General features: G+C 68.9%; 29 protein-coding genes and 1 pseudogene. 10 read left to right on the plus strand and 20 right to left on the minus strand.

The window, feature by feature from the left end:
• Nucleotides 1-76: 76 nt before the first annotated feature.
• Nucleotides 77-1,144: a recombinase RecA gene (recA, locus tag VGL30_RS15120; RefSeq protein ID WP_331540843.1), complete on the minus strand. Its 1,068-nt coding sequence runs from the start codon at nt 1,142-1,144 to the stop codon at nt 77-79.
• Nucleotides 1,145-1,567: 423 nt separating this feature from the next.
• On the opposite strand from recA, the gene VGL30_RS15125 reads away from it, so the two are divergent.
• On the plus strand, nt 1,568-2,230 hold the full coding sequence (locus tag VGL30_RS15125; protein ID WP_331540844.1) for an AAA family ATPase: 663 nt from the start codon (nt 1,568-1,570) through the stop codon (nt 2,228-2,230).
• Between the two features lie 199 nt (nt 2,231-2,429).
• Nucleotides 2,430-2,636 carry a hypothetical protein gene (locus VGL30_RS15130; RefSeq protein ID WP_331540845.1) on the plus strand — a complete coding sequence of 69 codons (207 nt, stop codon included), beginning with the start codon at nt 2,430-2,432 and terminating at the stop codon, nt 2,634-2,636.
• 17 nt (nt 2,637-2,653) lie between these two features.
• On the opposite strand, the gene VGL30_RS15135 is transcribed toward VGL30_RS15130, so the two are convergent.
• Nucleotides 2,654-2,809 carry a hypothetical protein gene (locus VGL30_RS15135; RefSeq protein ID WP_331540846.1) on the minus strand — a complete coding sequence of 52 codons (156 nt, stop codon included), beginning with the start codon at nt 2,807-2,809 and terminating at the stop codon, nt 2,654-2,656.
• Nucleotides 2,810-3,190: 381 nt separating this feature from the next.
• On the opposite strand from VGL30_RS15135, the gene VGL30_RS15140 reads away from it, so the two are divergent.
• Nucleotides 3,191-3,514 (plus strand): hypothetical protein, encoded by a 324-nt coding sequence (locus VGL30_RS15140; protein ID WP_331540847.1) that lies wholly within the window; start codon nt 3,191-3,193, stop codon nt 3,512-3,514.
• Nucleotides 3,515-3,614: 100 nt separating this feature from the next.
• Here the strand turns inward: VGL30_RS15140 and VGL30_RS15145 are convergent, their stop codons facing one another.
• The 5 genes from VGL30_RS15145 to VGL30_RS15165 all read right to left on the minus strand — a co-directional run bounded on the left by VGL30_RS15145 (nt 3,615) and on the right by VGL30_RS15165 (nt 7,066).
• Entirely contained in the window at nt 3,615-3,797 is a 183-nt protein-coding gene (locus tag VGL30_RS15145) for a dodecin (RefSeq protein WP_349257089.1), read from the minus strand.
• 366 nt (nt 3,798-4,163) lie between these two features.
• Nucleotides 4,164-4,397, minus strand: coding sequence for an NAD(P)-binding protein (locus tag VGL30_RS15150; protein ID WP_331540849.1), 234 nt, complete (start codon nt 4,395-4,397; stop codon nt 4,164-4,166).
• Entirely contained in the window at nt 4,394-5,359 is a 966-nt protein-coding gene (locus VGL30_RS15155; RefSeq protein ID WP_331540850.1) for a methyltransferase, read from the minus strand. The genes VGL30_RS15150 and VGL30_RS15155 overlap by 4 nt, the downstream gene beginning before the upstream one ends.
• Entirely contained in the window at nt 5,359-5,745 is a 387-nt protein-coding gene (locus tag VGL30_RS15160) for an SET domain-containing protein (protein WP_331540851.1), read from the minus strand. The genes VGL30_RS15155 and VGL30_RS15160 overlap by 1 nt, the downstream gene beginning before the upstream one ends.
• A 13-nt stretch (nt 5,746-5,758) precedes the next feature.
• The gene (locus tag VGL30_RS15165) at nt 5,759-7,066 is read right to left on the minus strand and encodes a hypothetical protein (RefSeq protein WP_331540852.1); all 1,308 of its coding nucleotides are present in this window, start codon (nt 7,064-7,066) and stop codon (nt 5,759-5,761) included.
• Nucleotides 7,067-7,403: 337 nt separating this feature from the next.
• Between VGL30_RS15165 and VGL30_RS15170 the strand changes: the two genes are divergently transcribed.
• The gene (locus tag VGL30_RS15170) at nt 7,404-8,261 is read left to right on the plus strand and encodes an iron-containing redox enzyme family protein (RefSeq protein WP_331540853.1); all 858 of its coding nucleotides are present in this window, start codon (nt 7,404-7,406) and stop codon (nt 8,259-8,261) included.
• A gap of 127 nt (nt 8,262-8,388) precedes the next feature.
• Here VGL30_RS15170 and VGL30_RS15175 read toward each other — a convergent pair whose 3' ends face one another.
• The 6 genes from VGL30_RS15175 to VGL30_RS15200 all read right to left on the minus strand — a co-directional run bounded on the left by VGL30_RS15175 (nt 8,389) and on the right by VGL30_RS15200 (nt 14,304).
• Nucleotides 8,389-8,751 carry a hypothetical protein gene (locus tag VGL30_RS15175; RefSeq protein ID WP_331540854.1) on the minus strand — a complete coding sequence of 121 codons (363 nt, stop codon included), beginning with the start codon at nt 8,749-8,751 and terminating at the stop codon, nt 8,389-8,391.
• A 168-nt stretch (nt 8,752-8,919) separates the two neighbouring features.
• Nucleotides 8,920-9,315, minus strand: coding sequence for a PPOX class F420-dependent oxidoreductase (locus VGL30_RS15180; protein ID WP_331540855.1), 396 nt, complete (start codon nt 9,313-9,315; stop codon nt 8,920-8,922).
• 150 nt (nt 9,316-9,465) lie between these two features.
• On the minus strand, nt 9,466-11,421 hold the full coding sequence (locus tag VGL30_RS15185; RefSeq protein WP_331540856.1) for a hybrid sensor histidine kinase/response regulator: 1,956 nt from the start codon (nt 11,419-11,421) through the stop codon (nt 9,466-9,468).
• Between the two features lie 81 nt (nt 11,422-11,502).
• Nucleotides 11,503-12,075, minus strand: a complete 573-nt coding sequence (locus VGL30_RS15190) for an acyl-CoA dehydrogenase family protein (RefSeq protein ID WP_331540922.1) — start codon at nt 12,073-12,075, stop codon at nt 11,503-11,505.
• Nucleotides 12,076-12,113: 38 nt separating this feature from the next.
• Entirely contained in the window at nt 12,114-13,286 is a 1,173-nt protein-coding gene (locus VGL30_RS15195; RefSeq protein ID WP_331540857.1) for an LLM class flavin-dependent oxidoreductase, read from the minus strand.
• 235 nt (nt 13,287-13,521) lie between these two features.
• Nucleotides 13,522-14,304, minus strand: coding sequence for an enoyl-CoA hydratase/isomerase family protein (locus VGL30_RS15200; RefSeq protein ID WP_331540858.1), 783 nt, complete (start codon nt 14,302-14,304; stop codon nt 13,522-13,524).
• A 155-nt stretch (nt 14,305-14,459) separates the two neighbouring features.
• On the opposite strand from VGL30_RS15200, the gene VGL30_RS15205 reads away from it, so the two are divergent.
• Both VGL30_RS15205 and VGL30_RS15210 read left to right on the plus strand, forming a co-directional pair.
• On the plus strand, nt 14,460-15,947 hold the full coding sequence (locus VGL30_RS15205) for a fatty acid--CoA ligase family protein (RefSeq protein ID WP_331540859.1): 1,488 nt from the start codon (nt 14,460-14,462) through the stop codon (nt 15,945-15,947).
• Nucleotides 15,948-16,060: 113 nt separating this feature from the next.
• Complete coding sequence (locus VGL30_RS15210; protein ID WP_331540860.1) at nt 16,061-16,252, plus strand: ferredoxin; 192 nt, start codon at nt 16,061-16,063, stop codon at nt 16,250-16,252.
• Nucleotides 16,253-16,263: 11 nt separating this feature from the next.
• Here the strand turns inward: VGL30_RS15210 and VGL30_RS15215 are convergent, their stop codons facing one another.
• From VGL30_RS15215 to VGL30_RS15230, 4 genes are all read right to left on the minus strand, one after another.
• Entirely contained in the window at nt 16,264-17,427 is a 1,164-nt protein-coding gene (locus tag VGL30_RS15215; protein WP_331540861.1) for an acyl-CoA dehydrogenase family protein, read from the minus strand.
• 103 nt (nt 17,428-17,530) lie between these two features.
• On the minus strand, nt 17,531-18,082 hold the full coding sequence (locus VGL30_RS15220; protein WP_331540862.1) for a sigma-70 family RNA polymerase sigma factor: 552 nt from the start codon (nt 18,080-18,082) through the stop codon (nt 17,531-17,533).
• Between the two features lie 480 nt (nt 18,083-18,562).
• Entirely contained in the window at nt 18,563-18,742 is a 180-nt protein-coding gene (locus VGL30_RS15225; RefSeq protein WP_331540863.1) for a hypothetical protein, read from the minus strand.
• A 21-nt stretch (nt 18,743-18,763) separates the two neighbouring features.
• Nucleotides 18,764-19,087, minus strand: a complete 324-nt coding sequence (locus VGL30_RS15230) for an NUDIX domain-containing protein (protein WP_331540864.1) — start codon at nt 19,085-19,087, stop codon at nt 18,764-18,766.
• 90 nt (nt 19,088-19,177) lie between these two features.
• Between VGL30_RS15230 and VGL30_RS15235 the strand changes: the two genes are divergently transcribed.
• The 4 genes and pseudogenes from VGL30_RS15235 to VGL30_RS15250 all read left to right on the plus strand — a co-directional run bounded on the left by VGL30_RS15235 (nt 19,178) and on the right by VGL30_RS15250 (nt 21,883).
• On the plus strand, nt 19,178-20,818 hold the full coding sequence (locus tag VGL30_RS15235) for a sensor domain-containing phosphodiesterase (protein WP_331540865.1): 1,641 nt from the start codon (nt 19,178-19,180) through the stop codon (nt 20,816-20,818).
• A gap of 142 nt (nt 20,819-20,960) precedes the next feature.
• Nucleotides 20,961-21,290 carry a DUF6481 family protein gene (locus VGL30_RS15240; protein WP_331540866.1) on the plus strand — a complete coding sequence of 110 codons (330 nt, stop codon included), beginning with the start codon at nt 20,961-20,963 and terminating at the stop codon, nt 21,288-21,290.
• Nucleotides 21,291-21,368: 78 nt separating this feature from the next.
• Nucleotides 21,369-21,473 (plus strand): annotated as a pseudogene (locus VGL30_RS15245) (DUF72 domain-containing protein); the annotation flags it as partial.
• A 143-nt stretch (nt 21,474-21,616) separates the two neighbouring features.
• Nucleotides 21,617-21,883 carry a DUF72 domain-containing protein gene (locus VGL30_RS15250; protein WP_331540867.1) on the plus strand — a complete coding sequence of 89 codons (267 nt, stop codon included), beginning with the start codon at nt 21,617-21,619 and terminating at the stop codon, nt 21,881-21,883.
• A gap of 24 nt (nt 21,884-21,907) precedes the next feature.
• Here VGL30_RS15250 and VGL30_RS15255 read toward each other — a convergent pair whose 3' ends face one another.
• The 3 genes from VGL30_RS15255 to VGL30_RS15265 form a co-directional block, all read right to left on the minus strand.
• The gene (locus VGL30_RS15255) at nt 21,908-23,116 is read right to left on the minus strand and encodes an acyl-CoA dehydrogenase family protein (RefSeq protein ID WP_331540868.1); all 1,209 of its coding nucleotides are present in this window, start codon (nt 23,114-23,116) and stop codon (nt 21,908-21,910) included.
• 127 nt (nt 23,117-23,243) lie between these two features.
• The gene (locus VGL30_RS15260) at nt 23,244-23,534 is read right to left on the minus strand and encodes a helix-turn-helix transcriptional regulator (protein ID WP_331540869.1); all 291 of its coding nucleotides are present in this window, start codon (nt 23,532-23,534) and stop codon (nt 23,244-23,246) included.
• 123 nt (nt 23,535-23,657) lie between these two features.
• A complete protein-coding gene (locus VGL30_RS15265; protein ID WP_331540870.1) occupies nt 23,658-24,212 on the minus strand; it encodes an NAD(P)H-dependent oxidoreductase in 555 nt (184 codons plus the stop codon).
• Nucleotides 24,213-24,224: the final 12 nt, after the last annotated feature.

The following is a 24,224-nucleotide window of genomic DNA, read 5'->3' on the forward strand; positions in this document are numbered from 1 at the left end:
CTCAGGCAGGCCGGCTGGCGGGGTGGCCCGCCCGGCGCTTTGGACGCCTGTCAGAGGAACCTATTCGTCCTGCGGCCTATTCGTCTTCGGCTTCGGGGCCGCCGACCAGCAGCTCTTCCTCGATCACCGCCTTGGCGCCACGGACCGCCTTTTCGATATCGGCGGCGATGTCGGGATTGGCCTTCAGGAACTCGCGGACATTGTCGCGGCCCTGACCGATGCGCTGGCTGGAGTAGGAGAACCAGGAGCCGGACTTCTCGATGACCCCGGCCTTGACGCCCAGGTCGATGATCTCGCCCAGCTTGGAGATGCCCTCGCCGTACATGATGTCGAACTCGACCTCGCGGAACGGCGGGGCGACCTTGTTCTTGACCACCTTCACGCGGACGTTGTTGCCGATGATCTCGTCGGCCCGCTTCACCGAGCCGGTGCGGCGGATGTCGAGGCGCACCGAGGCGTAGAACTTCAGCGCGTTGCCGCCCGTCGTCGTCTCGGGCGAGCCGTACATCACGCCGATCTTCATGCGGATCTGGTTGATGAAGATCACCAGGGTGTGGGTCTTGGAGATCGAGGCGGTCAGCTTGCGCAGCGCCTGGCTCATCAGGCGAGCCTGCAGGCCCGGCAGGCTGTCGCCCATCTCGCCTTCGATTTCCGCCCGCGGCGTCAGGGCCGCCACCGAGTCGATGACGATGATGTCGACGGCGCCCGAGCGGACCAGGGTGTCGGTGATCTCCAGGGCCTGCTCGCCGGTGTCCGGCTGCGAGACCAGCAGGTCGTCGAGGTTCACTCTCAGCTTGTGGGCGTAGGAGGGATCCAGCGCATGCTCGGCGTCGACGAAGGCGGCGGTGCCGCCGGCCTTCTGGATCTCGGCCACCACGTGCAGGGCGAGCGTGGTCTTGCCGGAACTTTCCGGACCGTAGATCTCCACCACCCGCCCCTTGGGCAGGCCACCGATGCCCAGCGCCAGGTCGAGGCCGAGGGAGCCGGTGGAGATGGACTCGATCTCGACGATCCTGCCCTTCTCACCCAGCTTCATCACCGAGCCCTTGCCGAAGGCCCGATCAATCTGCGCCAGCGCCGCTTCCAGCGCCCGCTGCTTGTCGCCGTCTTCTTTCGCCACGAGTTTCAATGTCGACTGAGCCATCCCAAACGTCCTCTATCCCACGATTCCGCCGCCCTGCCCCGCGACTTCGCATCGGCCAGCAGGGCCGGATTCATGCGTACTGGATTTGTTCTCTGTTCGCAAGATGTTCTTTTTGCCGCTTGCCGGGAGATGTGGCGCCGGCAGGAGGAGCCGCACTTTGGGCGCTATCAACGGGTCGCAGATTCGTTTCACCCATCAAGGGTGGCTCTCAATCCTGGCCACCAACGCCTGCGGACGCCGAAGCGAAACACCACTACGAAGGAGCGTCCGTGGGCGAGGTTACAACAATCGGGCTGGAGTTGGCGAAGAGTGTCTTCCAGCCGCGCCCCGGGCGCCGCGGAGATGCCGTCGAGCGGGATCTCGTCCCGCCGCGCACGCGACAAAATTGAGGGCCAGAACAGCTTCGGCGGAGTCGGTGGCGAGGTGATCTTGCGGACGGTGGCGGTCATCGCCCTGAAGGGGGGCTCCGGGAAGACCACGCTGGCGACCCACCTTGCGCTGGCGGCGCACCTGCGCGGCCTAGACACCCTTCTGGTCGACATCGACCCGCAGCACTCCGCCCGGGATGTCCTGGGCGCGCGCGACGAGCCCGGTCCCGCGTGCGTGACGTCGTCGGGGTCCACGCTGCTGGCGGCCCAGTTCGCGGCGGTCGGCGTGCGAAAGGACCTGTTGATCATCGACACGCCGGCCGGCGCCGTCGAGAACGTCAGCGAAGCCATCGTCCTCGCCGACCTCGCCGTGATGGTCGTGCGTCCCACGCTGCTCGATATCGCGGGTCTGGCCCGCACCTTCTCCATCGTGCGCCGGCTGGGCAAGCCGTCGACCGTGGTGGTGAACCAGGCCCCGGTCGCGCGGGAAAGCGTCGAGGCGCCGCTGGTCAAGCGGGCGTTGCGGGCGCTCGACTACATGCAGGCTCCCGTGGCGCCCGTCATCCTGCGTTCGAGGTCGGTCTACCAGACCGCGCTGGAGAGGGGGCGCTCGGCGGAAGAAATGTCGGACCGCGCAGCCGCAAGGGAAATGGCCGCCCTTTGGGACTTCATTGAAACCAGGATCGCGGCCAGGCGGACCGACGCCGAGCCGGCGTGATCGCGCGGCGACGCGGCGTCCGGCGATCGTTGCAAGGCAGCTTCCCGAACCGACCCGAAGGCGACAGCGGCGCCGGCTATTTCGTCTACACGGTCACCCGCAGCAGCGACACGTCCGGGCCCACGACCGCCCATTTCGCGGTCACCGGAGCCGGCGACCACCCGGCGGAGGCGAGACCACGAAACAGATCTGGCTGCCGGTGGCGGGAGACACGATCCACGAGTCCGACGATGGCTTCACGTTCACCCTGTCGAACCCGTCCGGCGCGGTCATTTCCACGGTCGTCGCGTCGGGCCTCATCGTCAATGACGACGCCTCTACGACATCCAACTCGGCCAGGGCGGAAACTTCGCCTCCCCCCGAAGGCTATTCTCTTTCCTTCGCCGAGATGGACATGTCTCGCTGACTGCTGTCGGGGCTGGCTCACGCGACGCCGGTCTGTTTGGCTGAGCTGTCATCGAACCGGCGCGTGGCGGCGGCGGGCAAATCGGCCCGATGATAGATCCGGCCGTCAGGGCCGCCGCAACGCCCGCACGTCAGCCTGGCTGCGATGTCCTGCACGGCGAGGCGGGGCATCATGCGGGCCAACAAATCACTGGGCCAGACGATCTCATCGTCGCAACGACAGCAGACGACAACTAGGCTCCAGCCGTGTTCGGCGCATAAACCCGTCGTGACGCCGGGGGAAGCTTGGAAGGGCATGGCGGTCGCACCGGTGCTTTCAGCGAACGGAGAGGCTGAAGTACAAGTGAGCCCGCCGCCCTGAATGAAGACTACGCAGGCCAGTTCATGTCGGGTTCACACCGGGCCTCCCCCGCCAGTGAAGCGGCAAACAGTCTGGGGGACCACGACGGCCCGGCCTTTCCTGCTGCGAGACATTATCTGGGATGACGCGCCAATAGGTCTGGACCCTGGCCGGCGATTGATGAAGGTTTGCGGCCCTTCAATGGAGGATCCCAAATGCGCCTTTCGATCTTGGCCACCGCAGCGGTTGCGGCGCTGGCTCTCGTCGCCTGCTCCAAGAAGACCGAGAATGAAGCCGCGGCGGCCGGCGACCACGCCACAGCAGCAGCGGACAACGCCGGCGATGCGGCCGCATCGGCGGCAGCCGACGCTTCCGCAAACACCAAGGCCGCTGCGGCCGACGCCGGCTCCGCCGTGAACAACGCTGCGGCCGACACCGCCGCGGCGGCGGACAAAGCGGCGAACAGCACCGCCGCCGCAGCGGGCGTCGCCGCGCGCAAGGCCGACGCCGCTGCGGACGCCGCCGCAAAAACGCATTAGGTCAGATGGGCCGTCGCCGGTGGCGGCGGCCCGCGCGCCTGGACCGCGCCCCCCCGCCGGGCGGCTTTGACGCCGACGTGGCGCGCCTGCTGAAGTGAATCTACTTTTCGTCGAGGGTGAAGCCCACCTTCAGGGTCACCTGGAAGTGGGCGACCCGGCCGTCTTCCACCTGCCCGCGGGGCCCCGGAACTTCGAACCAGCGGACATTACGCTTTGTCCCGGCAACTCGTGCGATGGCGACACGAATCGCGTCCTCGACGGAAGTCTCCGAGGGGCCCACCAGCTCCGAGACGCTGTGAGGCTCTTCCGCTCAAGGCGCGGTCATTGCTCCAGGAGGCCTATCCGTCGCTCAGGGCGGACCACGACTCCGTCAGCCGCATGAAGCACCAGGGACACTGATGCGGCGCGCGGAGGGGTGGCCAGGCCCGGCGCGTTCGGTTCGGCCTTGAGCCTGCGCGGTAGCCCTTCCGGCTCGGGCTACAGCCCCCACAGCCCCAGCCGTAGGCGTACGGCCGGGGCGCCCTCTCGCGAGGGGCTGCAGGGCCACGGTGGTCTGGACGCGCAGCTAAACCTATACGCTGGAGCCTGTGGATGGTTGCTCCAACGTCCAAGCATGCGACACCTCCACGCGGGCGCAGGTGCTGTCCTCTCAGCATTCGCTACACCGAGCGATGACAGTGTTGTCGCCGTTTGCGGCTCGTCCCACCGCGATAGGCCGGCCTTGTCTCACAGGAGCCACGTTCCGGGCAGTGACGTAGGTCCTCACGTCCTTCGACGGTCCGCCGTCCAACACGACGACCGAGCGGCGGAAGCGGGCGAGATATGTGGCCGCGATCAGGCCCGCGGGCCCGGCGCCGATGACGATGGCGTCGGCGCGCTTCAAGATGTCCGCCGGGTGATGACCGCGCCGACCGCGGCAATCCGGTCGACGTCGCGATAGGCCTCCAGGTCGAGACTCTCGCCGAAGATGTCCGGATCGATTTCCTCGTAGCTCAGCTCAAACCGGCCTGCGTCGAGGCGTTCCCGCAGCGCGTTCAACAAAGGATCGACGCCGGCGATGATCCCAACGCCGGTGTAAAGCAGCATGCGCCCGCCGGACGTCAGTTGCGCGGACCCCGCCGTCGCCCAGTCGAGCGAAGCGCGCGCGCCATCCAGGTCCCCGCCGTCGGAATAGATCCTTCCGTTGTCGCCGGCGATAAAAGGCGGATTGGCGATGATCAGGTCCGCCGGTTCCGTCACCGGCTCCAGCACGTGGCCACACCGGAAATCGGCCCGAACCCCAGCACAGGCCAGGTTGATCCTCGCGACCGCCAGTGACCGCGGATTGACGTCGGTCAGGATGACCTGCGCCGGCGAGACCCGCTGCGCGGCCACAACCGCTCCGGCGCCGGCGCCCGTACCCAGATCGACAAGCACGGCGATGCTCCGGTCGGCGTCGAGCTTGTCGCAGAGAAATCTCGCGAAGCGATAGGTGTCGGGGCCGAAGAACACCGACTCCACCTGGGGCGGAAAGCCGGAATGCAGATAAAGCTCGTCGCCGAGAGACGCGACACGCACCGTGCAGCGCAGGCCGTCCGTCGCTTCGACCAGGACGCCGGCCTCGCGCAGCAGCGTCAACAGCTCCGAATCGAGCAGCTCAGGTCCGAACGGAAGATTCCAGCCCAGCACGTCATGTACGTCGCCCGCGCGGTGGCGTTCCGGCCTGGCGAGCACCCGGGCATGGGTCTCAGGCGTCGGCGTGATGAAGGCGTAACGCCGGGCTTTCAGGATTTCGAGCAGACGGCCGAGGACGTTCGAAGCGCGCTCGTCCAGCCGTCCCAAGTCCAAGGCGACCGAGACGTCCATCAGAACCCGTTTCCGTTGACCCGCACGTCATCGCAGATAGTCGTGTAGTCCGAGGTCAGTTCCTCCCCGACGGCCAGATCGCGCGCCGCGTGGTCTTCGCCGAAGGAGATGGCGTTGGAGACGGTCGACGGCGTCTCCGAATGGTTGAAGTACCGTCCGTTGTCGCCGCAGAGCACATAGAGCCCGCTTTGCGCGTGCCAGGTGGAGTAGGTCCGCAGGTAGCGTTGCACGTGAGCGGGAAGGCTCTCGACCTCGTGCGGCGTGTAGACGCGATCAACCCGTGAGTCGAAGCGCCAGATCAGCTGGCCACGCGCCGCCGGCTCCGCCAGGAATACGCCAAGCCCGTGGATCAGGCTGGGGCGAAGCACGGTCTCGACCATCATCATGGCTGGCGGATCCCTAAGCTTGCGCGCTGTCGAGAAGCCCCAGGCGCTCCACCCGCGCATAGTCGCCGGCGATCAGGCGATCGCCGATGTCGAGGCGGTAACGGGCGTTGGGAATGAGAACACGCCTGGCGTGGCCATAGGCTTCCGCCTGGGCGGCCGCGATCGTCATTCCTTCACCGGTGACGACAAGCGTCCAGCCATAGATCCCGCTGGTCACCAGCTGACCTGACGCGTCGAGCCCGACCTCCCCGAAGTGGATATGGCGGGGGTCGACCTGAGGCTCGATCAGCACCGGGAGGCCCACCGGCTCCATGACCTGCTTCCGCGTGTAGGGGAACGGGGGCGTCGTCAGCACCACCCCGACGCAGAAACCCGGGCGCACAGGAAGGCTCGACGCACCGCCCTCGACCATCGTCCGGAGGAGGTCGCCCCAGCCGGGGTCCTGCAACGGCGCGAGGATCGCAAAGCCCGGATACCCGAAGCGGCTGGTGAACTCGATGGGCCAGATTCCATCCTCGTTGACGATCGTATTGAGGTTCACGTAGCCGACGTGACCGTGCTCGCGCAGGCGGCTTTCCATCCTGGCGAGCGTCAGCTCGAAGAAGCGCTGCGTGCGCTCATAGGTGACCACCGTCCCCATCTCGCCGGTCAGCTCTCCGAGATCGCCGGCGAAAAAGCGCTTGTGCTCCCAGTCGAGGCACGCAGGCCTGAGGAACCGCGCCCCGTCGAAGTAGGCGCCGACGCCCATTTCGACGCCGTCGATGAACTCCATCAGGATGAAGGTGTCCGCCGGCGCGCCCTGCGCGCGCCTCGATCGCAGCATGGCCGCGACGTCGCGGCCGTCTGCGTCCTGGCCGACATAGTTGTCGCCGGACGAATGTTTCGCGCCGTCGTATTTCAGAACATAGCGGCCAGGGCGCCCGGCGATGAACGCCTCCGCGGCGTCGGCCTGCTTGAACCTCCAGACATGGCCCTGCGGGAAGCCCAGTTCGGCGAGCACCTGCTGGCCGTACAGCCGGTCGTTCTCCAGACGATCGCCGTACGCGCTCCCGCCGATGACGTTGAAGCCCTGGCGCCGCAACTGATCCTGCAGGGCGCCGAGGCCCTCGCTCACCGCCTCGAACAGGATGACGCCGTCGGCGCCGGCTTGGCGCACCCATTCGAGTTCGGACCGCCAGTCCTCCACGGTCGGGCAGAGACCTGCGAGGGTCCCTTGCGCGGCCGGCTCGCTCACGGCGACCCGCACGTCGTGGCCTTCCCTGAGAAGGCTCAGGTAGAGGTCGCCCAGGTCGCCGGTTTCGCCCACGCCGAGAAAACGCAAGTTCATATCCCTGAATGGCTTCCGTGCTGCGGGGAGGCCGGTCTGGCGAACGCGAAGCCAAGCCAAGCGTTGCCTGTCACGCCGGTATTTCCAGCTTGCCTGCGGTCTTCGCGCTCACCAGTTGGCGAAGCGCCAGGGAAGTCGTCCCGCCGGCGACCACCAAGGCGGCCGCCTCCATGCCCTGCGGCAAGTGCAGCTTTACGCTGGGAACCCTGCCCCGGCCCGCACGCTGTGACTCCCGTTGGAGGTCGTTTGCGTGCGTATCAATTATCCAGATCTCTCCGAGATTGGGGAATTCAGCTCCATATGCCCTGACGCGGAAGCGCTGCACCGGCGCTTGGCGCGCTGGAACCGCCGCCGCCTGGCGGTGAATCCGCCGGCCGAGGACTGGGCGTCCGAGCTGGCGGAGAACGCCGGCATGATCAGGTTGGAGGCGGCCTTCATCGAGGCGTTTCGCCTTCAGGTCGCTCCGCTGGTGAAGAAGATTCCTACCGAGGCTGCAGCGTTCATCACATGGTTCGAGGACCTGAAGTATTCCGGCCCCGGCCAGTGGGACCCGCTGTTCGCCTGGCTGGAGACCAGCGCCGGGTTGGATGGCATGCGCTGGTTCCTGACGCAGGAAGCCGCCGGCGAGGCGGGTTTCGACGACCTGGTGGCGATGACCCAGGTCAAGCTGCCGACGCAAGCCAAGCTCGAGCTGGCGCGCAACTACTGGGACGAGATGGGCCGGGGCGCCGAGGCGGGCATGCATGGGCCCATGCTGGAGCGCACCGTCAACGGCCTGGGCCTGCAACCGTCCATCGGCGCCACGCAATGGCCCTCACTCGCGCTCGCCAACACCATGACCGCCTTTGCGACCCAACGCCGCTACGCCTACCACTCGGTGGGCGCGCTGGGCGTGGTTGAGCTGACGGCCCCCACGCGTGTGGCGGCCGTGGCCGCGGGCCTCGAACGGCTCGGCGTTCCGGCCGAGCAGCGCAAGTATTTCAAGCTGCACGCCAACCTGGACGTGGAGCATTCCCGCGCCTGGAACGCCGAGGCGCTCATGCCGCTGGTGGTGGAACGGCCGGAGTGCGCCCGGTTCCTCGCCGAGGGCGCGCTGATGCGTCTGCTCTGTGGGGAGCAGTGCTTCGAAGCCTACCGCGCATATCTTTGGGCGCGTGCGGCTACATCCTTCCTGCATGCGGCCGAGTAGGCGCAGGCGGCAAACCGGCCGGATGAGCGGGCGGGCTACAGCCGCGCGCCGAATGCGATGCAGGCGGCGCATCCAAAACCCGCCAGGCCCGCAAGCAAACAGAAATTCCAAAACGCCTTACGCCACTTCAAGACGCGTTGCGCGATCCAGCGCCTCCACGATCTGGCGGGGATGGAATGGCTTGCTGATGAATTGGGAGGCTGCGACACTTTCGGTGGCCTGACGCCGCCATGCGGCGCTGGATGTAGACCACGGACAGGTCGGGGTAGCCGGCGCGCGCGTGGCGAGCGACATCAAAGCCGTCCACCCCCGGACCGAGATCGATGTCGGTCACCAGCGCAGAAAGTCTCTCGTGCCTGTTGATGACTTCGAACGCGGCAGATGCGCAGTAAACAGATACGGTATTTAAGCCGCTCTCTCGCAGAAAATAGCAAGTTTCCGTGTTGCAGATGAAATTGTCATCGATAAATAGAACCCCGGAATTCAACATAATGTTTAGCCCTCCCGATGTACAACTCACGGGAGAACATTTGTATCCTTAATACCTGTGTTCATTTGGTGTTGGTCGAAGATCGGGCTTGACGCGCGGCGGCGGCGCCGGTCGCACGTGGCGGACGATGTCGGCTTTGGGGTCGACGGAACCCCGGATCGAGGCGGCTTACGACGTTCCCTGGACCGCTCGCGGCTCGATCTCGTAGATGACCCGCTGCTCCCCCGGCTGATGGTAGGGGTATTTGTCCGCGCCCAGGTATTTCCTGGCCAGGGAGTCGATATGCGCGTCGGCGCCCTCGTCATGGACACGGGACACCACGCCTCGCACCTGCACGTAGCGATACGGGTTGTCCGGATCGGTGATCGACAGGGCGACCGGCGAGCCCAACTGCATGTTGCGGGCCTTGACCCGGCCCTTCGCCGTGTTCACCAGAACCCGGCCGTCGCGATAGTCGACCCACACGGGCGTCACCTGGGGCGCGCCGTCCGGCATTGTCGTCGCCAGATGCGCGAACGCCTTCTTCTCCTGAAGCAGGTCAGCATAGTCCTGGATCGACGCCATCGGTCATCTTCCTCGATGCGACGGGCGCTTCGCACCGCGCGTGGCCTGCGGCATCCGATGGTTAGGTGGGGAGCGACTGCGAAGGGGCAAGGCCCGGGGGGTCGGAAGCGCTCCGCGAGGGCGCGGCGTCCGGCCCGAAGGGGCGCGCGTTCAAGGGTTCGGAGCGCGTCGGGCGCGCGATCCGGCCTCCACGCCGCCCTGAGGCGCGCCGGCGGGCGACGTCCACATCGCCACCTTGGCGAGCAGCTCGGCAGGCCGGATCGGCTTGCCGATGTGGTCGTCCATGCCCGCCTCCCGGGCGGCGGCGGTGTGCTCCGCCAGGACGTTGGCGCTGAACGCCAGGATCGGCGTGCCGCGGTTGACCTCGGCGGCGGCGCGGATGGCGCGGGTGGCGGCGGCGCCGTCCATGCCCGGCATCTGCATGTCCATCAAGATCAGGTCGAAGCGCGACCGCATCGCGGCCTTCACCGCGTCGGCGCCGTTGTCGGCCTCCTCGAAGCTGTGGCCGAACGGCGCCAGCATCGCGCGGACCAACTCGCGGTTCACCGAGACGTCGTCGACGAGCAGGATATGGACCGGGCGGGACCCAGCCGCGTCGCCCTCCGACGCCGCCTCTGGCTCGACGGGGGGCGCGGCCGGGGCCGCGGGTACGGCGAACCAGAAGGTCGAGCCCCTGCCCGGCTCGCTCTCGACCCCCAGGGTTCCGCCCATCAGCTCGACCAGGCTCTTGCAAATCGCCAGTCCGAGGCCCGAGCCGCCATGCCGGCGGCTGACCGAGCCGTCGACCTGGGAGAAGCGCTGGAACAGGCGATCGCGCACGTCCTCGGCCACGCCGGGACCCGTGTCGGTGACGGCGATCCGGAGCTGGCCGGGCGCTTCGCCGTCATAGCGGACGGCGACGGCGACCCGCCCCGCGGCGGTGAACTTGACCGCATTACCGACCAGGTTGACCAGCACCTGCCGGATCCGCGAGCTGTCCGCGTCAAGGCACGCCGGCAGGTCGGCCTCCACGTCGAGAGCGAGCGCTATGCCCTTGCCCGCCGCCTGGGCCGCCAGCAGATCGACCACGGCCCCGACGCACTCGGCGGGATCGAAGGGGTGCGGATCGAGCTCGACCTGGCCGGACTCCAGCTTGGAGAAGTCGAGGATGTCGTTGATCACCGACAGCAGCGAATGACCGGCGGCGGCGATGCGCCGGACATAGATCTGGGCGTCCGGCGGCAGGCCGTCCAGCTTTCGCAGAAGGTCGGCGAAACCGATGACGCTGGTGAGGGGGGTGCGGATTTCGTGGCTCATGTTGGCCAGGAACTCGCTCTTGGCGCGATGGGCCGCCTGCGCCGCCTCCTTCTCGGCCACCAGGGCCAACTCGGCCTTCTTCTGGTCGTCGATGATCTGGGTCACGCCGACCATGCCCACCACCTCGCCGTCGAGGCCGCGGACAGCTTCGGTGAGGTTCCTGTGCCAGGACAGTCCGCCGCCGGCCCTCACGCGGGAATATTCCGTGAGCATCGGTTCGCCGGTGGCCAGATGCGTGGCCCAGGCCTCGCGTTGCGCCGCGTGCTGCGCCTCGGGCAGCAACCCCACCGCGTCGTCGTAGCAGTACAGGCCGCCCGGGGCCCCACCCGCCATCGACGGCTCGTAGGTGATCGCGCCCGTCCGGAAATCGATTTCATAGGCGGACAGCTTCGCCATCTCCATGGCCACCCTGAGGCGCCGATCGCGGCCGTCGAACCGCTGCCGGCCGTCGTCGACCTGGTCCCGGGTGATGACCCCGCCGATCGCCCCGGTCTCGTCGCGCCAGGGCGTGATGGTGGTCTGGCGAAGCGGTCCGTCGTGGGCGACCTTGAAGGTCTTGACCACCTCGCGTCCGGCGAGCGCCGGGGCGAGCGCCATTTTCATCGCCTCGGAAGGGAGGCCGAACACGTCGTGCAACGTAAGGCCGAGCGCTTCCTCGCCGAAACCCGTAGCCGACCTCCAGGCGGCGTTGACGGCGACGAAACGCAGCGAGCGGTCGAGGACCGCGACCGCGTCGGGGTCCCGGTCGATGGCCGCCTGCAGCAGCGCCGCCGGCACGCGGGACGGGCCGGCGGCCGCGCCCCCGTGCATCCTGCGCCGCGATCCTCGTGCGCCCTGAGCCATGCGGTTTCCTCCGAGCGTACATCATCCCGGTCGCCGCTTACGCTCGGATTAAGGATCGCTTCCGCAGGAACGGTGCGACGGCGTGACGCAGCCCCCGGACCGCCGCCGGCCTCGGGGCGTGGGCGAGGCCAGGACGCGGGCCAGGCGCCAGCGGCGCGAGCGGAAGAGCTGATCGAGCACGCGCGCGCGCTTCACATAGAGGTGCGGCGTCATCTGCGCGGTGACCCCCATGCCGCCATGCACCTGGACGCACACCGAGGCGTGCTCCATCGCCGCCTCGGCGGCGAGGACCTTCGCCGCCGAGGCGTCGAAGGCCGCGCTCTGCAGCCGGTCGCGGACGCTGAGGGCGGCGTAGAACGTCAGGGAGGTGGCGGCCTCGCAGCGCACGGCCATGTCGGAGCACTTGTGCTTCACCGCCTGGAACGCGCCGATGGCCGTGCCGAACTGCCGGCGGATCTTGGCGTAGTCCACCGAGGTGTCACGGCTGGCCTCGGCGGTCGCGGCGAGCATCGCCGCGCACAGGACGACGCCGCGATCGAAGAGGTCGCCGGCTTCAGCCCCGGCCAGGACCGCCGCGGGCCTGGACGCGAGCGGCGCTCCCCCACCACCTTCCGGGGCAATGTCCCCGGAGCCGTCAGGATATCAAGCTCAGCAGTCCCCTACTCCGCCGCCCGCGCCTCCGCGCTGCGGATCGACGCCTCCAGTCCGTCCGCCATGCGGCAGGCGCCGCGCTTCTTCAGTTCGGGGATGACGTAGGTTCCCAGGAGCTCGATGGACTTCAGCACCGCCTCGTGCGGCAGGTAGCCGAAGTTGATGTAGCAGAGCACCTGATCGACGCCGGCCTCCTCGTAATGCAGGAACTTCTTCAGGCATTCTTCCGGCGTGCCGACGATCACCATGTCCTCGCGGTCGAAGTGGGTGATGTCGAACTCGCCCCTCGCCTGCTTCTCCATCAGCGGGAAGACGCGATCCTGGTCGGCCTTGGCCATCTCGGCCAGCTCCCACTTGAGGGTGAACTCGGCCAGGCCCTTGTACCACCACCACATGGAGTCCCAGAGGCGGTTCTGCTCGAACTTGGTGCGGGATTCCGTGCAGTGCACCAGGGTGTAGACCCCCACCTTGTTGGTGTGCACGCCGGTCAGCGGCCGGGCGGACTTCTGGGCCTCGCGGTAGACGTCGATCACCTCCTTCAGCTTGTCGAGCGGCTGCATGATCGCGAAGCACAACAGGCCCAGGCCGTCGCGGCCGGCCTGCTCGGCGGAGCCGGCGTTGGTGGCGGCCATCCAGACCGGCGGATGCGGGAACTGGTAGGGCTTGGGCGTCACCATCCGCCGGGGGAAGTCGAGGAACTCCGAGTGCTCCTCGTAGTAGTCGGTCGCCCACATGCCGACGACGCTGCGCGCCGCAGCCCGCATCTTCTCCCGGCTGCGGTCGCGGTCGACCTTGAAGGCGGCCTGCTCCATGGGGGTCGAGCGGCCGACGCCCCACTGCACGCGGCCCAGGGAGAGCAGGTCGACCGTGGCCACCTTCTCGGCCAGGCGCGCCGGATGGATGAACTCGTGCGGCGCCAGGGTGACGCCGAAGCCCAGCTTGATGTCCTTGGTGATCTGCGAAAGCGCCGCCAGCACCGCCTCGTTGCAGGGCATGTGGGAGCGGTTCTCGCGGAAATGGTGCTCCACGCACCAGACGGTGTCGAAGGCCATCCTGTCGGCGAGCACGATCTGCTCGATGCACTCGCGATAGGCGGCGCGTTCGGCGGTGCGCTGGCCCCAGGGATGCTCTCCGGCCCATGGCTGCGGAACATCGATCTCGTACAGTAGACCCAGCTCCATCGCATCTCTCCTCACAGCAAGACGGCGTCTCGCCGCCGCGGTCCCGGCGCCTCGGAACGAATTCCGAAGCTTTCCGTCATCCGGCATAAATACCCCGAAATAGAAAGCCAATATTCCAGACGCCGACTGGGCGATTTACATATAGACGGATAAGACGGGATGCGCGTCGACAGGGTATAAATTCAAGCAGCGCGCAAACCGTAGCTCTCCCCCAAGTGGTTGCGGGGGACGGCGGTCAGATTTTGCGGAAGGCCGGCGGGCGCTTTTCCTGGAAGGCCAGGGCGCCCTCGATGAAGTCCTCGGAGGCGAAGGCGACGGCCTGGGAGAAGGCCTCCTCGTCGAGGTAGGCTTCCAGGGTGGTCTCGAAGGCGCGGCGGACCATTCGCTTGGCCATGCCCATGGCGTAGGGCGCGCCGGCCAGGGCATGGGCGGCGGCCAGCGCCTCCTCCATCAGCCTTTCGGGCGGGACGACGCGGGTGACCATGCCGATGCGCCCGGCCTCGGCGGCGTCGATCTTGCGGTTGCCCATCAGGATCTCGCGGGCGCGCACGGACCCCACCGCCCTGGGCAGGGTCCAGCCCAGGCCGTAGTCGGGCGCGACCCCGGCGGTGGGGAAGCCGGAGCGGAAGAAGGCCGCCTGCGAGGCGATCACATAGTCGCCCAGCATGGCCAGGCCGAAGCCCGCGCCGGCGGCCGGGCCGTTGACGGCGGTGACCACCATGGTTTCGGAGGCCACCAGCTCGCGGATCCAGATGTGGGCGGAGCGGAAGGCCTCCCGGGTCGCCACCGCCGAGCGCGCGGCGCTGGACTTCGAGAAGTCGCCGCCGGAGGAGAAGCCGCGGCCGGCGCCGGTGATCAGGATCGCCCCCACCCCGGGATCGCGCACCAGCTCGGGCACCACCACCAGCAGGCGGTCGCGGATTTCCTGCGACAGGGCGTTGAGCTTGGTCGGGTTGTTGAGCGTGAGGATCGCCACCTTGCCGTCGCGCTCCTCGATCAGCGGCGTGCCTTCGCTCATCGGTCGATCCTTTCGGCTGTGACGCCGTAACTAGCTGCGCCGCCGGCGGACTGGCAATGCGCCCCGGTCGGGAGGCGCCTGCCGGTTTGACGGGCGGAAGCGATTTTGATTGCCTGCGCCCGGCCGCGGCGGGCGGCGACCAGAAAGGCGCGGCCATGGGCGAGGGATTGAGCGACCGGGTGCGCGCCACCCTCGAGACGGGCGGCGAGGCGCCGGCGGTGGCGTTCGCCGGAACCTGGCGGTCGTGGGCGTGGGTCAAGCAGGTCGCCGACCAGCTGGAGGCGGCGCTGGCGGCCGGGGGCGTAGCGGCGGGCGCGCCCGTGGGGTTGGCGGCCCGCAACCGCCCGGCGCAGGTGGCGGCCTTCGCGGGCCAGATCGCCGCCCGCCGCACCACCAGCATGATCTACACCGCCCAGACCCCGGTCGGCATGGCCGCCGACGTGCGCAGGCTGAACGCCGCAGCGATCCTGGCCGACCCGCAGGACTGGACCGCCGAGCTGCGCGCGGCCGCCGCGGAGACCGGATCGCTGGGCCTCGCCCTGGCGGACGATCCCGACACGCCGGTGCGCGTCGTCGACGGGCTGGAGCGGGCGGGGGCAGGTCCGCACCGCAGCGTGGCGGCGGAAGTGGCCTTCGAGCTGCTCTCCAGCGGCACCACCGGCGCGCCCAAGCGGCTGCCGCTTTCCTGGGCCACGGTGGAGTCGGCCACGGCGGACGCAGGCCTGGTGTACGTCGGCACGGCGCAGCGCCAGACGCCGCTCCTGATGCTGCACCCGATCGGCAACGTGGCGGGGGTCAGCTACCTCTGCCCGGCGCTGGCCGCCGGCCAGCCCATCGTGCTGCTGGAGAAGTTCACGGTGGAGAGCTGGGTCGAGGCGGTCAGGACCTACCGCCCGGTGCGCTCGGCCCTGCCGCCGGCGGCGGTGCGGATGGTGGTGGAGGCCCAGGTCCCGCGCGAGGCTCTCTCCAGCCTGACGGTGCTGGCGGTGGGCGGGGCGCGGATAGAGCCGGAGCTGCAGGAGCAGTTCGAGGCGATGTACGGCGTGCCGGTGACCCCCGCGTTCGGGGCCACCGAGTTCGGCGGGGTGGTGGCCAACTGGACGCTGGACCTCTACCGCGCGCTCGGGGCGGCCAAGCGCGGCAGCGTCGGCCGGGCGAGCCCGAAGGTGGCGCTGCGGGTGGTGGACCGCGACAGCTTCCAGCCGCTGCCGGCCGGCGAAGTGGGCCTGCTGGAGGCCAGGGTCGACCGGCTGGGCCCCCACTGGATCCGCACCACGGACATGGCCAGCCTGGACAAGGACGGCTTCCTGTTCCTGCACGGGCGGGCCGACGACGCCATCAACCGCGGCGGTTTCAAGATCGTGCCGGAGGTGGTCGCCGAAGCGCTGCGCCGGCACCCGGCGGTGGCCGACGCCGTCGTGGTGGGCCTGGCCGACCCGCGCCTGGGCGAGACGCCCGTCGCCGCGGTGGAGCTGAAGGCCGGCGCCGAGACGCCTACGCCCGACGAACTCATGGCCTTCGCCCGCGACCGGTTGCTGGCCTACCAGCTCCCCACCGCGATCAGGATCGTGCCGGCCCTGCCCCGCACCCTCTCCATGAAGGTCTCCGCCCCCGACGTGAGGGCGCTGTTCGGCCGGGCTTAAGAGACTGCGTGCGGCTCTTGCGGGATAAAACCGAACGCATGTAGTTTCGCCTTGCGCCCCGGACCGCCACGCGCCTGAATGCGCCCGACAACTGCAACTGTATGGAAGCCCGTATGAAAGTGCTTGTGGATGTGGCTAGGTGCATGGGCCACGCGCGTTGTGTGGCGGTGGCGCCCGAGCTCTTCACCCTGAACTCCGACGGCTACAACGACCGGCCGGAATGGCCGGTGCCCGAGGGCCAGGAGTCCCTGGCGCGCCGCGCGGTGAACGCCTGTCCGGAACGCGTCCTCAAGCTCGAAGAATAGCGCCGCCCGCCTCAGTAGCTCTTCGGCAGGCCCAGAACCTTCTCGGCGATGAAGTTGAAGATCATCTCGCGGCTCACCGGGGCGATGCGGGCGATCATCGATTCGCGGAAGTAGCGCTCGACATCGTACTCCTTGGCGTAGCCCATGCCGCCGTGGGTGAGGATGGCGGTCTCGCAGGCGTTGAAGCTCGCCTCGGCGCCCAGGTACTTGGCGGCGTTGGCCTGCGCCCCGCAGTCCTCGCCAGCGTCGTACATGGCCGCGGCGTTGAACGCCATCAGGTTGGCCGCCTCCAGCTCCGCCCAGCAGCGGGCCAGCGGGTGCTGGATGCCCTGGTTCTGGCCGATGGGCCGGCCGAACACCACCCGCTCGCGGGCGTACCGGGCGGCCTTGGCCAGGGCGATGCGTCCCAGGCCCACGGACTCGGCGGCGAACAGCACCCGCTCGGGATTGAGGCCGTGCAGCAGGTAGCTGAAACCCTTGCCTTCCTCACCCACCAGGTCATCGGCGGGAATGTCCAGGTTGTCGATGAAGACGGTGTTCGAATCCACCGCCTTGCGGCCCATCTTGGGGATCCGCCGCACCTCGACCTTGCTGCGGTCGAGGTCGGTGTAGAACAGCGACAGGCCCTGGTGCGGCTTGGCCACCTGGTCCTTCGGCGTGGTGCGGGCGATGATCAGGATCTTGTTGGCCCGCTGGGCGCCGCTGGTCCAGATCTTGCGGCCGTTCAGGCGGTATCCGGCGCTGGTGCGCTCAGCCTTGGTCTCCAGGCTGGCGGTGTCGAGGCCGGAGTTGGGCTCGGTGACCCCGAAGCACATCTTGTCCTCGCCGGAAATGATCCGCGGCAGATGCTGCTGGCGCTGCTCGCTCGTGCCGAAGCGGGCGAGCGGCATGGGGCCAAAGATGTTCAGGTGAATGGCCGAGGCCCCGGAATAGCCGGCGCCGGACTCGGTCACGGCCTGCATCATGATTGCCGCCTCGGTGAGTCCCAGGCCCGCGCCGCCCACGTCCTCCGGCAGGGCCACGCCCAGCCAGCCGCCGGCCGCCATGTCGGCCACGAAGGCCTCCGGGAAATCGCCGCTCTCGTCGGTCCTGCGCCAGAACTCGTCGTCGTAGGCCGCGCAGATCTTCTGCACCGCCTCGCGGATCGCCTGCTGGTCTGGAGTGAAACCGAACATCGTCGCCCCTTCTGAATCCGGCGAAAGAGCTACAGGTTTGACCCTGGCGCTTCAAGCCAGGCCGCCAGGCGGCGCGAGCGGGCGGGCGGGCCGACGCCAGGCGTCAAACAAACGCCGCGTGGTCCAAGGTGCGAGGCGCAGGTTGGCTATGCGCGTCTCGCGGCGCCGCCGCGAGATCAAAATCCATCAGCTGCGCCAATCGCTCGCGGGCGCGGTTCACGCGGCTCTTCATGGTGCCGACGGCGCACCCCGCCACGTCCGCCGCCGCCTCGTAGGTCAGGCCAGCCGCCACCACCAGCAGCAAGGCGTCGCGGGTGTCCTGGCTCAGGCGGCCCAGCGCCACCAGAAGCTCCTCGTACACCAGGCGCCATTCCTGGTCCGGATTGCAGACCAACTGGGCCGCCAATCGTCCGTCGACGTCCTCGACGGTTTTCCGGCGCTTCTCCGACTGGGTGTAGAAGGTGTTGCGAAGGATCTTGTACAGCCAGGCCTTCAGGTTGGTCCCGGCCCGGAACCCGGCCCGGAACTGCCACGCGCGCACCAGCGCATCCTGCACCAGATCGTCGGCATCCGTGCTGGAGCGGGTGAGGGTGATCGCGTACCCCCGCAACGGCGGAATGAGCGCAACCACCTGATCCCTGAATGGGTCCGACATCCCGACCTCCAACCCCTTGGCGCACGCAGATCTCGCGCACGCGCCAATCCTGGAAATAAGCGCCGCCCCCGCACGACCACTTGCGAAATCCAACAACCCCAGCGGGGTCAAACCTCACTATATGCCTAATAGATCTTTAAGGCGATGTACTCAAGCGCCAAATGCGGCGGAAATGCGCGCGTTTGGAGCTTGCATAGTCGTTAAACCGACATTCGGAACCGAATCTGATAGTATCAACATGACACAACTTGTTCCACCTTCTGCTACGAAGTGGTTTCCAAGGCGCATGAATGGGAGATGAACGGTCCGGGACCTTTAACCTCGAACCAAAGCCCTAATAGTACGTCAGCAACTGCTGGCCCCAAGCGCTTGATTTCGCATGTCACACCACCGTCAACGACCGCGTGAGTCCATAGGATCACGCCCTCAACCAAGCCTGGCGATCCAGCGGCAAATCGGCGAGCGGCCGGGCGGCGAACGCTACGGGGCCAGCGCTTCGGAGGGATCGGTCGAGCGGCCGGACGGTGCGCCGATCACCCTGGGCGGCGCTGGAAATCGTCCGGTGAGGATTTCCGGCAACAGGTCAGCCAGGCCTTCCGGATAGATGGCCTCCCGGCTGGCGGCGATCTCGGCCAGGGTCCACCAGCGTATGTCGTCCACCAGCCGCTGCTCCAGCGGCCGCTACCCCCCGCGGCTGGGCGCCCCGCCGGCCGAACGGGCGACCACGTAGCTCTCCTGGCAGAGCAGCGGCTTCTGGGTGTCCATGTCCGGCATCACCGCCTCGCGCAGCCACACCACCGGGCCCAGCACCACGTCAGCCAGGCCGGTCTCCTCGGCGATTTCCCGGGCGGCCGCCTGCATCAGGCTCTCCCCCGGCTCCACGCCGCCGCCCACGGTGAACCAGAACCGCTCCGCGTCCGGCGCGCCTTCGAACCGGCCGCGCATCAGGAGGATGCGGTCCAGCGGGTCAAACAGCAGCACCCGGGCGGTGAGCCGCCTGCGCATTCCAACCTCCAGTCAGCCGCTTCCGCACCGGCAACCGACAATTAAGCGGAGGCTGTCATATTTGCGAGCCGCCATGCAAAGGAACGCGCCTTGACGCTCGGCTCCCATCGCCTTCTGGGCTTCGCGTTCGCCAGCGCCGACCTCCTCGTGGAGATCGATGCGGAGGGCCGGATCGCCTTCGCCGTCGGCGCCAGCGAGGCGCTGTCGGGCTCATCCGAGACCAAGCTGGTGGGCCGGCCCTGGCGCGATTTCGTCGATCCGGCCGACCGGCCCATGCTGCAGGCGCTGTTCGACGGCCTGCGCGGCGGCCTGCGCGGCGGCCCGGTGGTGGTGAGCCTCGCGCCTGCCGGCGATGGGATGAAGCGCGCGGTCTCGCTCTCAGCCTGCCAGCTTCCCCAGAACGGCGGCGCGATCTCCTGCGCCCTCAGCCGGGCGGCGCGGACGCCGACAGGCGGCATGGGCCGTCTGCACGACAAGGCCGCCTTCGAAGCCGCCGCCGTCGCCCTGTTCGAGACCGCCAGGGCCACCGGCGTGGAACTGGAACTGGCGATGGTCGAAATGTCCGGCCTCGCCGCGGCGCGCAAGGGCATGAGCCCCGATGCGGCCCGCGACGCCGAGCAGCGGATCTCGGGCGTGCTGCGCGCCCATTCGCACGGCGGCCGCGCCGCCGCCAACCTCGGCGCCGACCGCTACGCCCTGGTGCGCCGGCGGGCGGGGGAACCGGGCGAGGCGCTGGCCCAGCGCATGCTGCAGCTCCTGTCGCTGGATCCGCAGCACCAGGTGCGCCCAGCCGCCGCCACCGTGGCGCTGTCGGCCGAAGCCTCCGCCAGCCAGGTGATCCGGGCGCTGCGCTTTTCCCTGGACAGCTTCATCCGCGACGGCGTCTCGGAGGTCTCCTCCCTGTCCCTGGGCGAGGCGGTCTCGCGCTCGATGCGCCGCACCCTGATGGACGTCGGCGCGCTCAGCGACGCCGTGGCCGAACGCAACTTCCGCCTGGTCTACCAGCCGGTGGTCGACCTGAAGGCCGGCGGCGCGCTGCACCACCACGAGGTGCTGGTGCGCTTCGGCGACAACTCCAGCCCCTTCCCCCTGATCCGCATGGCCGAGGAGCTCGACCTGATCGAGCCCCTGGACCTGGCCATCGTCGAGCGCACGGTCCAGCGCCTGGACGCCGACCCCGCGCTCAGGCTCGCCGTGAACGTCTCCGGACGCACCATCGGCAGCTTCCAGTTCGTCGAGAAGGTGCGCGCCCTGATTGCCGCCCACCCGAAGATCCGCAACCGGCTGATCTTCGAGCTGACCGAAAGCGCCGCCATCGACGACCTGCCGCTGGCCGACCGCCACCTGCAGGCCCTGCGGGCGGAGGGCTGCCAGATCTGCCTCGACGACTTCGGAGCCGGGGCGGCCTCGCTAGCCTATCTGCAGCAGCTCAGCCTCGACGTGGTGAAGATCGACGGACGCTACATCCGCGAGCTGCAGCACGGCGGCCGCGAGAGCACCTTCATCCGCCACCTAGTGACCATGTGCGCCGAGCTGGGGGTGAAGACCCTGGCCGAGATGGTGGAGACGGCGCAGGTGGAGGAGGCCGTCCGCCGGGCCGGCGTCGATTTCGCGCAGGGCTGGCTCTACGGTCCGCCCGCCGAACAGCCGGGCCCGCCGACCGCCCGGGCGCAGGACATGCCGCCGCGCGTGGCGGCCCGCCGCAAGGGGCCGGTCGAAGGCTGGGGTTAGTCCGGGCCGACCGGAACCGGGCGCCGGTTTCCGCACAATAAAGCACTTCGTCCGGCGCAACCGGACTTGAGGACGCGCGGTTATTCGCTAGATGTCCCGGGGTCTAGCGGCCCCGAAAGCCCGCCACCAATCCGGACATGAGATGAGCGACCCGAAGACCCTGAACTTCAACGACCGACGCACCGCCTCCGCCGCGGCCAAGCAGGCCATGCTGGCGAAATTCAAGCCCAAGCCCGCCGTCACCGACCCGTTGATCGACCTGCGCCGCGCCGAGAAGGCCGCGGAGCTGGAACGCCTGCGGGCCGAGCGCGCCGCCGAGCGCGAGACCAAGCGCGCCGCCGGCGCCGAGGCCGCCGCCAAGAAGGCCGAGGAGGACGCCATCACCGAAGAGGCCCGCCACCTCGCCCTGCGCGCCGCCCAGAAGGCCGCCCGCGACGCCCGCTACGCCGCCCGCAAGCAGAAGCGCAAGTAGGCCACAGGTGATCTGCGTCGGCACGCGGGCTGGGCGGTCCCTCGCCCGGCCGCCGACCGGTTCCCGGGCGCCCCCAGCGTGCTCGAGCGCCATGCGGCCCGCTTCCGCGCCGCGGAGATCAACTCCAGCTTCTACCGGCCGCACCGCGCGCAGACCTATGCGCGCTGGGCGGCCAGCGTTCCCGACGGCTTCCGCTTCGCGGTGAAGCTGCGCCGCACCATGACGCACGAGCGGCGGCTCGCGGACTGCGCCGGGGCTATGCCGGCCCGGCGGCCTGCGAGCCGCGGCACGCCAGCTGGTTGGGGGACGCGGCCGAGCATATGCTCATGGACCACCGCATCGCGCGGGCGGCCGCCGACCCGGCGCGCGTTCCCGCGGCGGCCCGCCCCGGCGGCTGGCCGGAACTCCTGTACCTGCGCCTGCACGGCGCGCCGCGGATCTATTTCTCGCCCTATGGCCCCGCCGACCTGGACCGCTGGGCCGCCCTGGTCGCGGCCAGTCCCGCGGCGGAGCGCTGGTGCATCCTCGACAACACCGGCGCCGGCTCGGCGGCGGGCGACGCGCTCGATCTCCAGGCCCGGCTGGGCGGGTGAGCGCCCGGACCGCCGGAGCCCGCCTCAGTTCGACCCGCGGATGGTGGGCTTGCCCAGCAGGGCGTCGGCGATGATCCTGAGCTGGATCTCCGAAGTGCCCTCGAAGATCTTGGTCAGCCGCGCGTCGCGCCAGTAGCGCTCCACCGGGTGCAGGGTGGTGTAACCGGCGCCGCCCAGGATCTGCAGCGCCTCGCTGGTCACCCGCTCGGACATCTCCGAGGCGAACAGCTTGACCATCGAGGTCTCCACCCGCCCGCCGCGACCGGCGTCGATCTCGGTGCAGACGTAGTACATCAGCTGCCGCGCCGCCTGCACCTCGGTGGCCATGTTGGCCAGCTTGAAGCGGATCGCCTGGAAGTCGGAGATCGGCTGGCCGAACTGCACGCGCTCCTTGGCGTAGGCCATGGCGTCCTCCAGCGCGCCTTGCGCCAAGCCGATGGAGCGGGCGGCGGTGTGGGCGCGGGCGAGGCCGAGGGCGAAGGCGTTGGACTCCACCTGGCCGGCCGAGGCGCCGGTCTCGGCCAGCTGGACGGGGGCGCGGACGTTGTCGAAGTGCAGGTCCCAGGTCTTCCAGCCGAAGTAGCCGATCTTCGGGATCGGCGCGCCCGTGCAGCCCTTGGGCAGCTCGCCCTTCGGCTTCTCCACCGAGACGTAGAAGGCGCCGGCCCGGCCCTTGGGCACGTCCGGCGCGTCCAGCCGGCAAAGCACGCTGATGTAGTCGGCGCCGTCGGCGAAGGTGCACCAGTACTTCGAGCCGCTGATCACCCACTCGTCGCCGTCGCGCCTGGCCCGGCAGCTGACGCCCGAGAGATCCGAGCCGACGCCCGGCTCGGACAGCGCCACCGCGCCCAGGTACCGCCCCTTGGCCATCGCCTCGATGTTGCGCCGGCGCGCCTCGCCCATGCCGGGGACGGAGCGGTAGAAGGAGTTGCCGCGGGCGATGATGCTGGCCACGCTCATCCAGCCGCGGGCGAGTTCCTCGGCCACCAGGCAGTATTCGAACGCGCCCAGGCCCAGGCCGCCGAACTCCTCGGGGATCAGGATGCCGAAGAAGCCCAGTTCGCCCATCTGGTCGATGAGTTCCCGGGGCATGTCGCCCTTCTCCGGGTCCAGCCGGTTGGCGACGGGCAGCACCACCTCGCGGGTGAACTCGCGGGCCATGTCGCGGATCATGATCCGCTCGGGCGTCATATAGCCGCCGGCGGAGTCGGATTCGGAGGGGGCGTCGGTCATGGCTGGGTCCTCGAAGTCCAGGCGCCGTCAATCACGGCGGCGCCGGTTAGGCAACCACCCGGCCGCAGGAAGCCCCGATTTCGTGAGCGCGCGAGGCCGGCCGGACGTCCGCCGGCCGCATCAGGGCCTAGAAGCGCCGCGCCGGCGCTGCGCCCGCCGCCGCCGGCCGCTTGCGCGGCGGCGGGATGCTGGCGAGCACGTCGTCGTTTTTGAAGCCCAGCGGCTTGAAGCCGTGTAGGAACGATTCGACCGCCACGGCCACCGGACCGGACAGCTGCCGGCGGCCGGACTCCATCTCCAGGACTCGCTTCTCGCCCTGGGATTCCCCGCCCGCCAAGCGCAACGCCCGCGCCAGCTCGGCCGGGGACCAGCCAAGCGCTTCGCGGGCCTGTTTCAGGTGCGGCCCGGTCTTGATCATCGTCGATGCTCCTCAAATCCCCTTCCGGCCCTAGATCGCCCAGCTAGGCCGCGACGTCGAGCCTTTTTATGCTGCAACGCAGCAAAGTATGGGCTTGTGGCGGTTTCGGGGCGGGGCCGGATCTCACACGTGCCGCTCGATCCAGGCCGCGAAGGCGTGGATGAACTTCCGCAGAAAGTCTTTGGATCTGTCGTCCACCAGTTCGCCCCTGTCGTCGAACAGGGCCGCCACGCCGCCGACGTAAGCCTCCGGCTGCTGCAGGACGGGCACGTTCAGGAACACCAGCGACTGGCGCAGGGCGTGGTTGGCGCCGAAACCGCCGATCACGCCGGGCGAGACGCTGACCACCGCGCCGGGCTTGCCGTCGAACACGCTGGAGCCGTAGGGGCGCGAGCCCACGTCGATGGCGTTCTTCAGCAGGCCCGGGACGGAGCGGTTGTATTCCGGCGTGGCGAACAGCACCGCATCGGCGGCCTTCATCTTCCGGCGGAAGGCCGTCCAGTTCGCCGGGGGATCCGCCTCGACGTCCTCGTTGTAGAAGGGCAGGTCGCCGATCTCGACGATCTCCAGGGTCAGCCCCTCCGGCGCCAGCTTGGCCAGGGCCCTGGCCGTCTTGCGGGTGAAGGACTCCTTGCGGAGGCTGCCGACCAGGACGGCGACGGTGCGGGGCTTGCTCATGACGGATCCTCG

Origin of the sequence: Phenylobacterium sp., from assembly GCF_036502675.1 — a bacterium.
Lineage (GTDB): Bacteria > Pseudomonadota > Alphaproteobacteria > Caulobacterales > Caulobacteraceae > Phenylobacterium.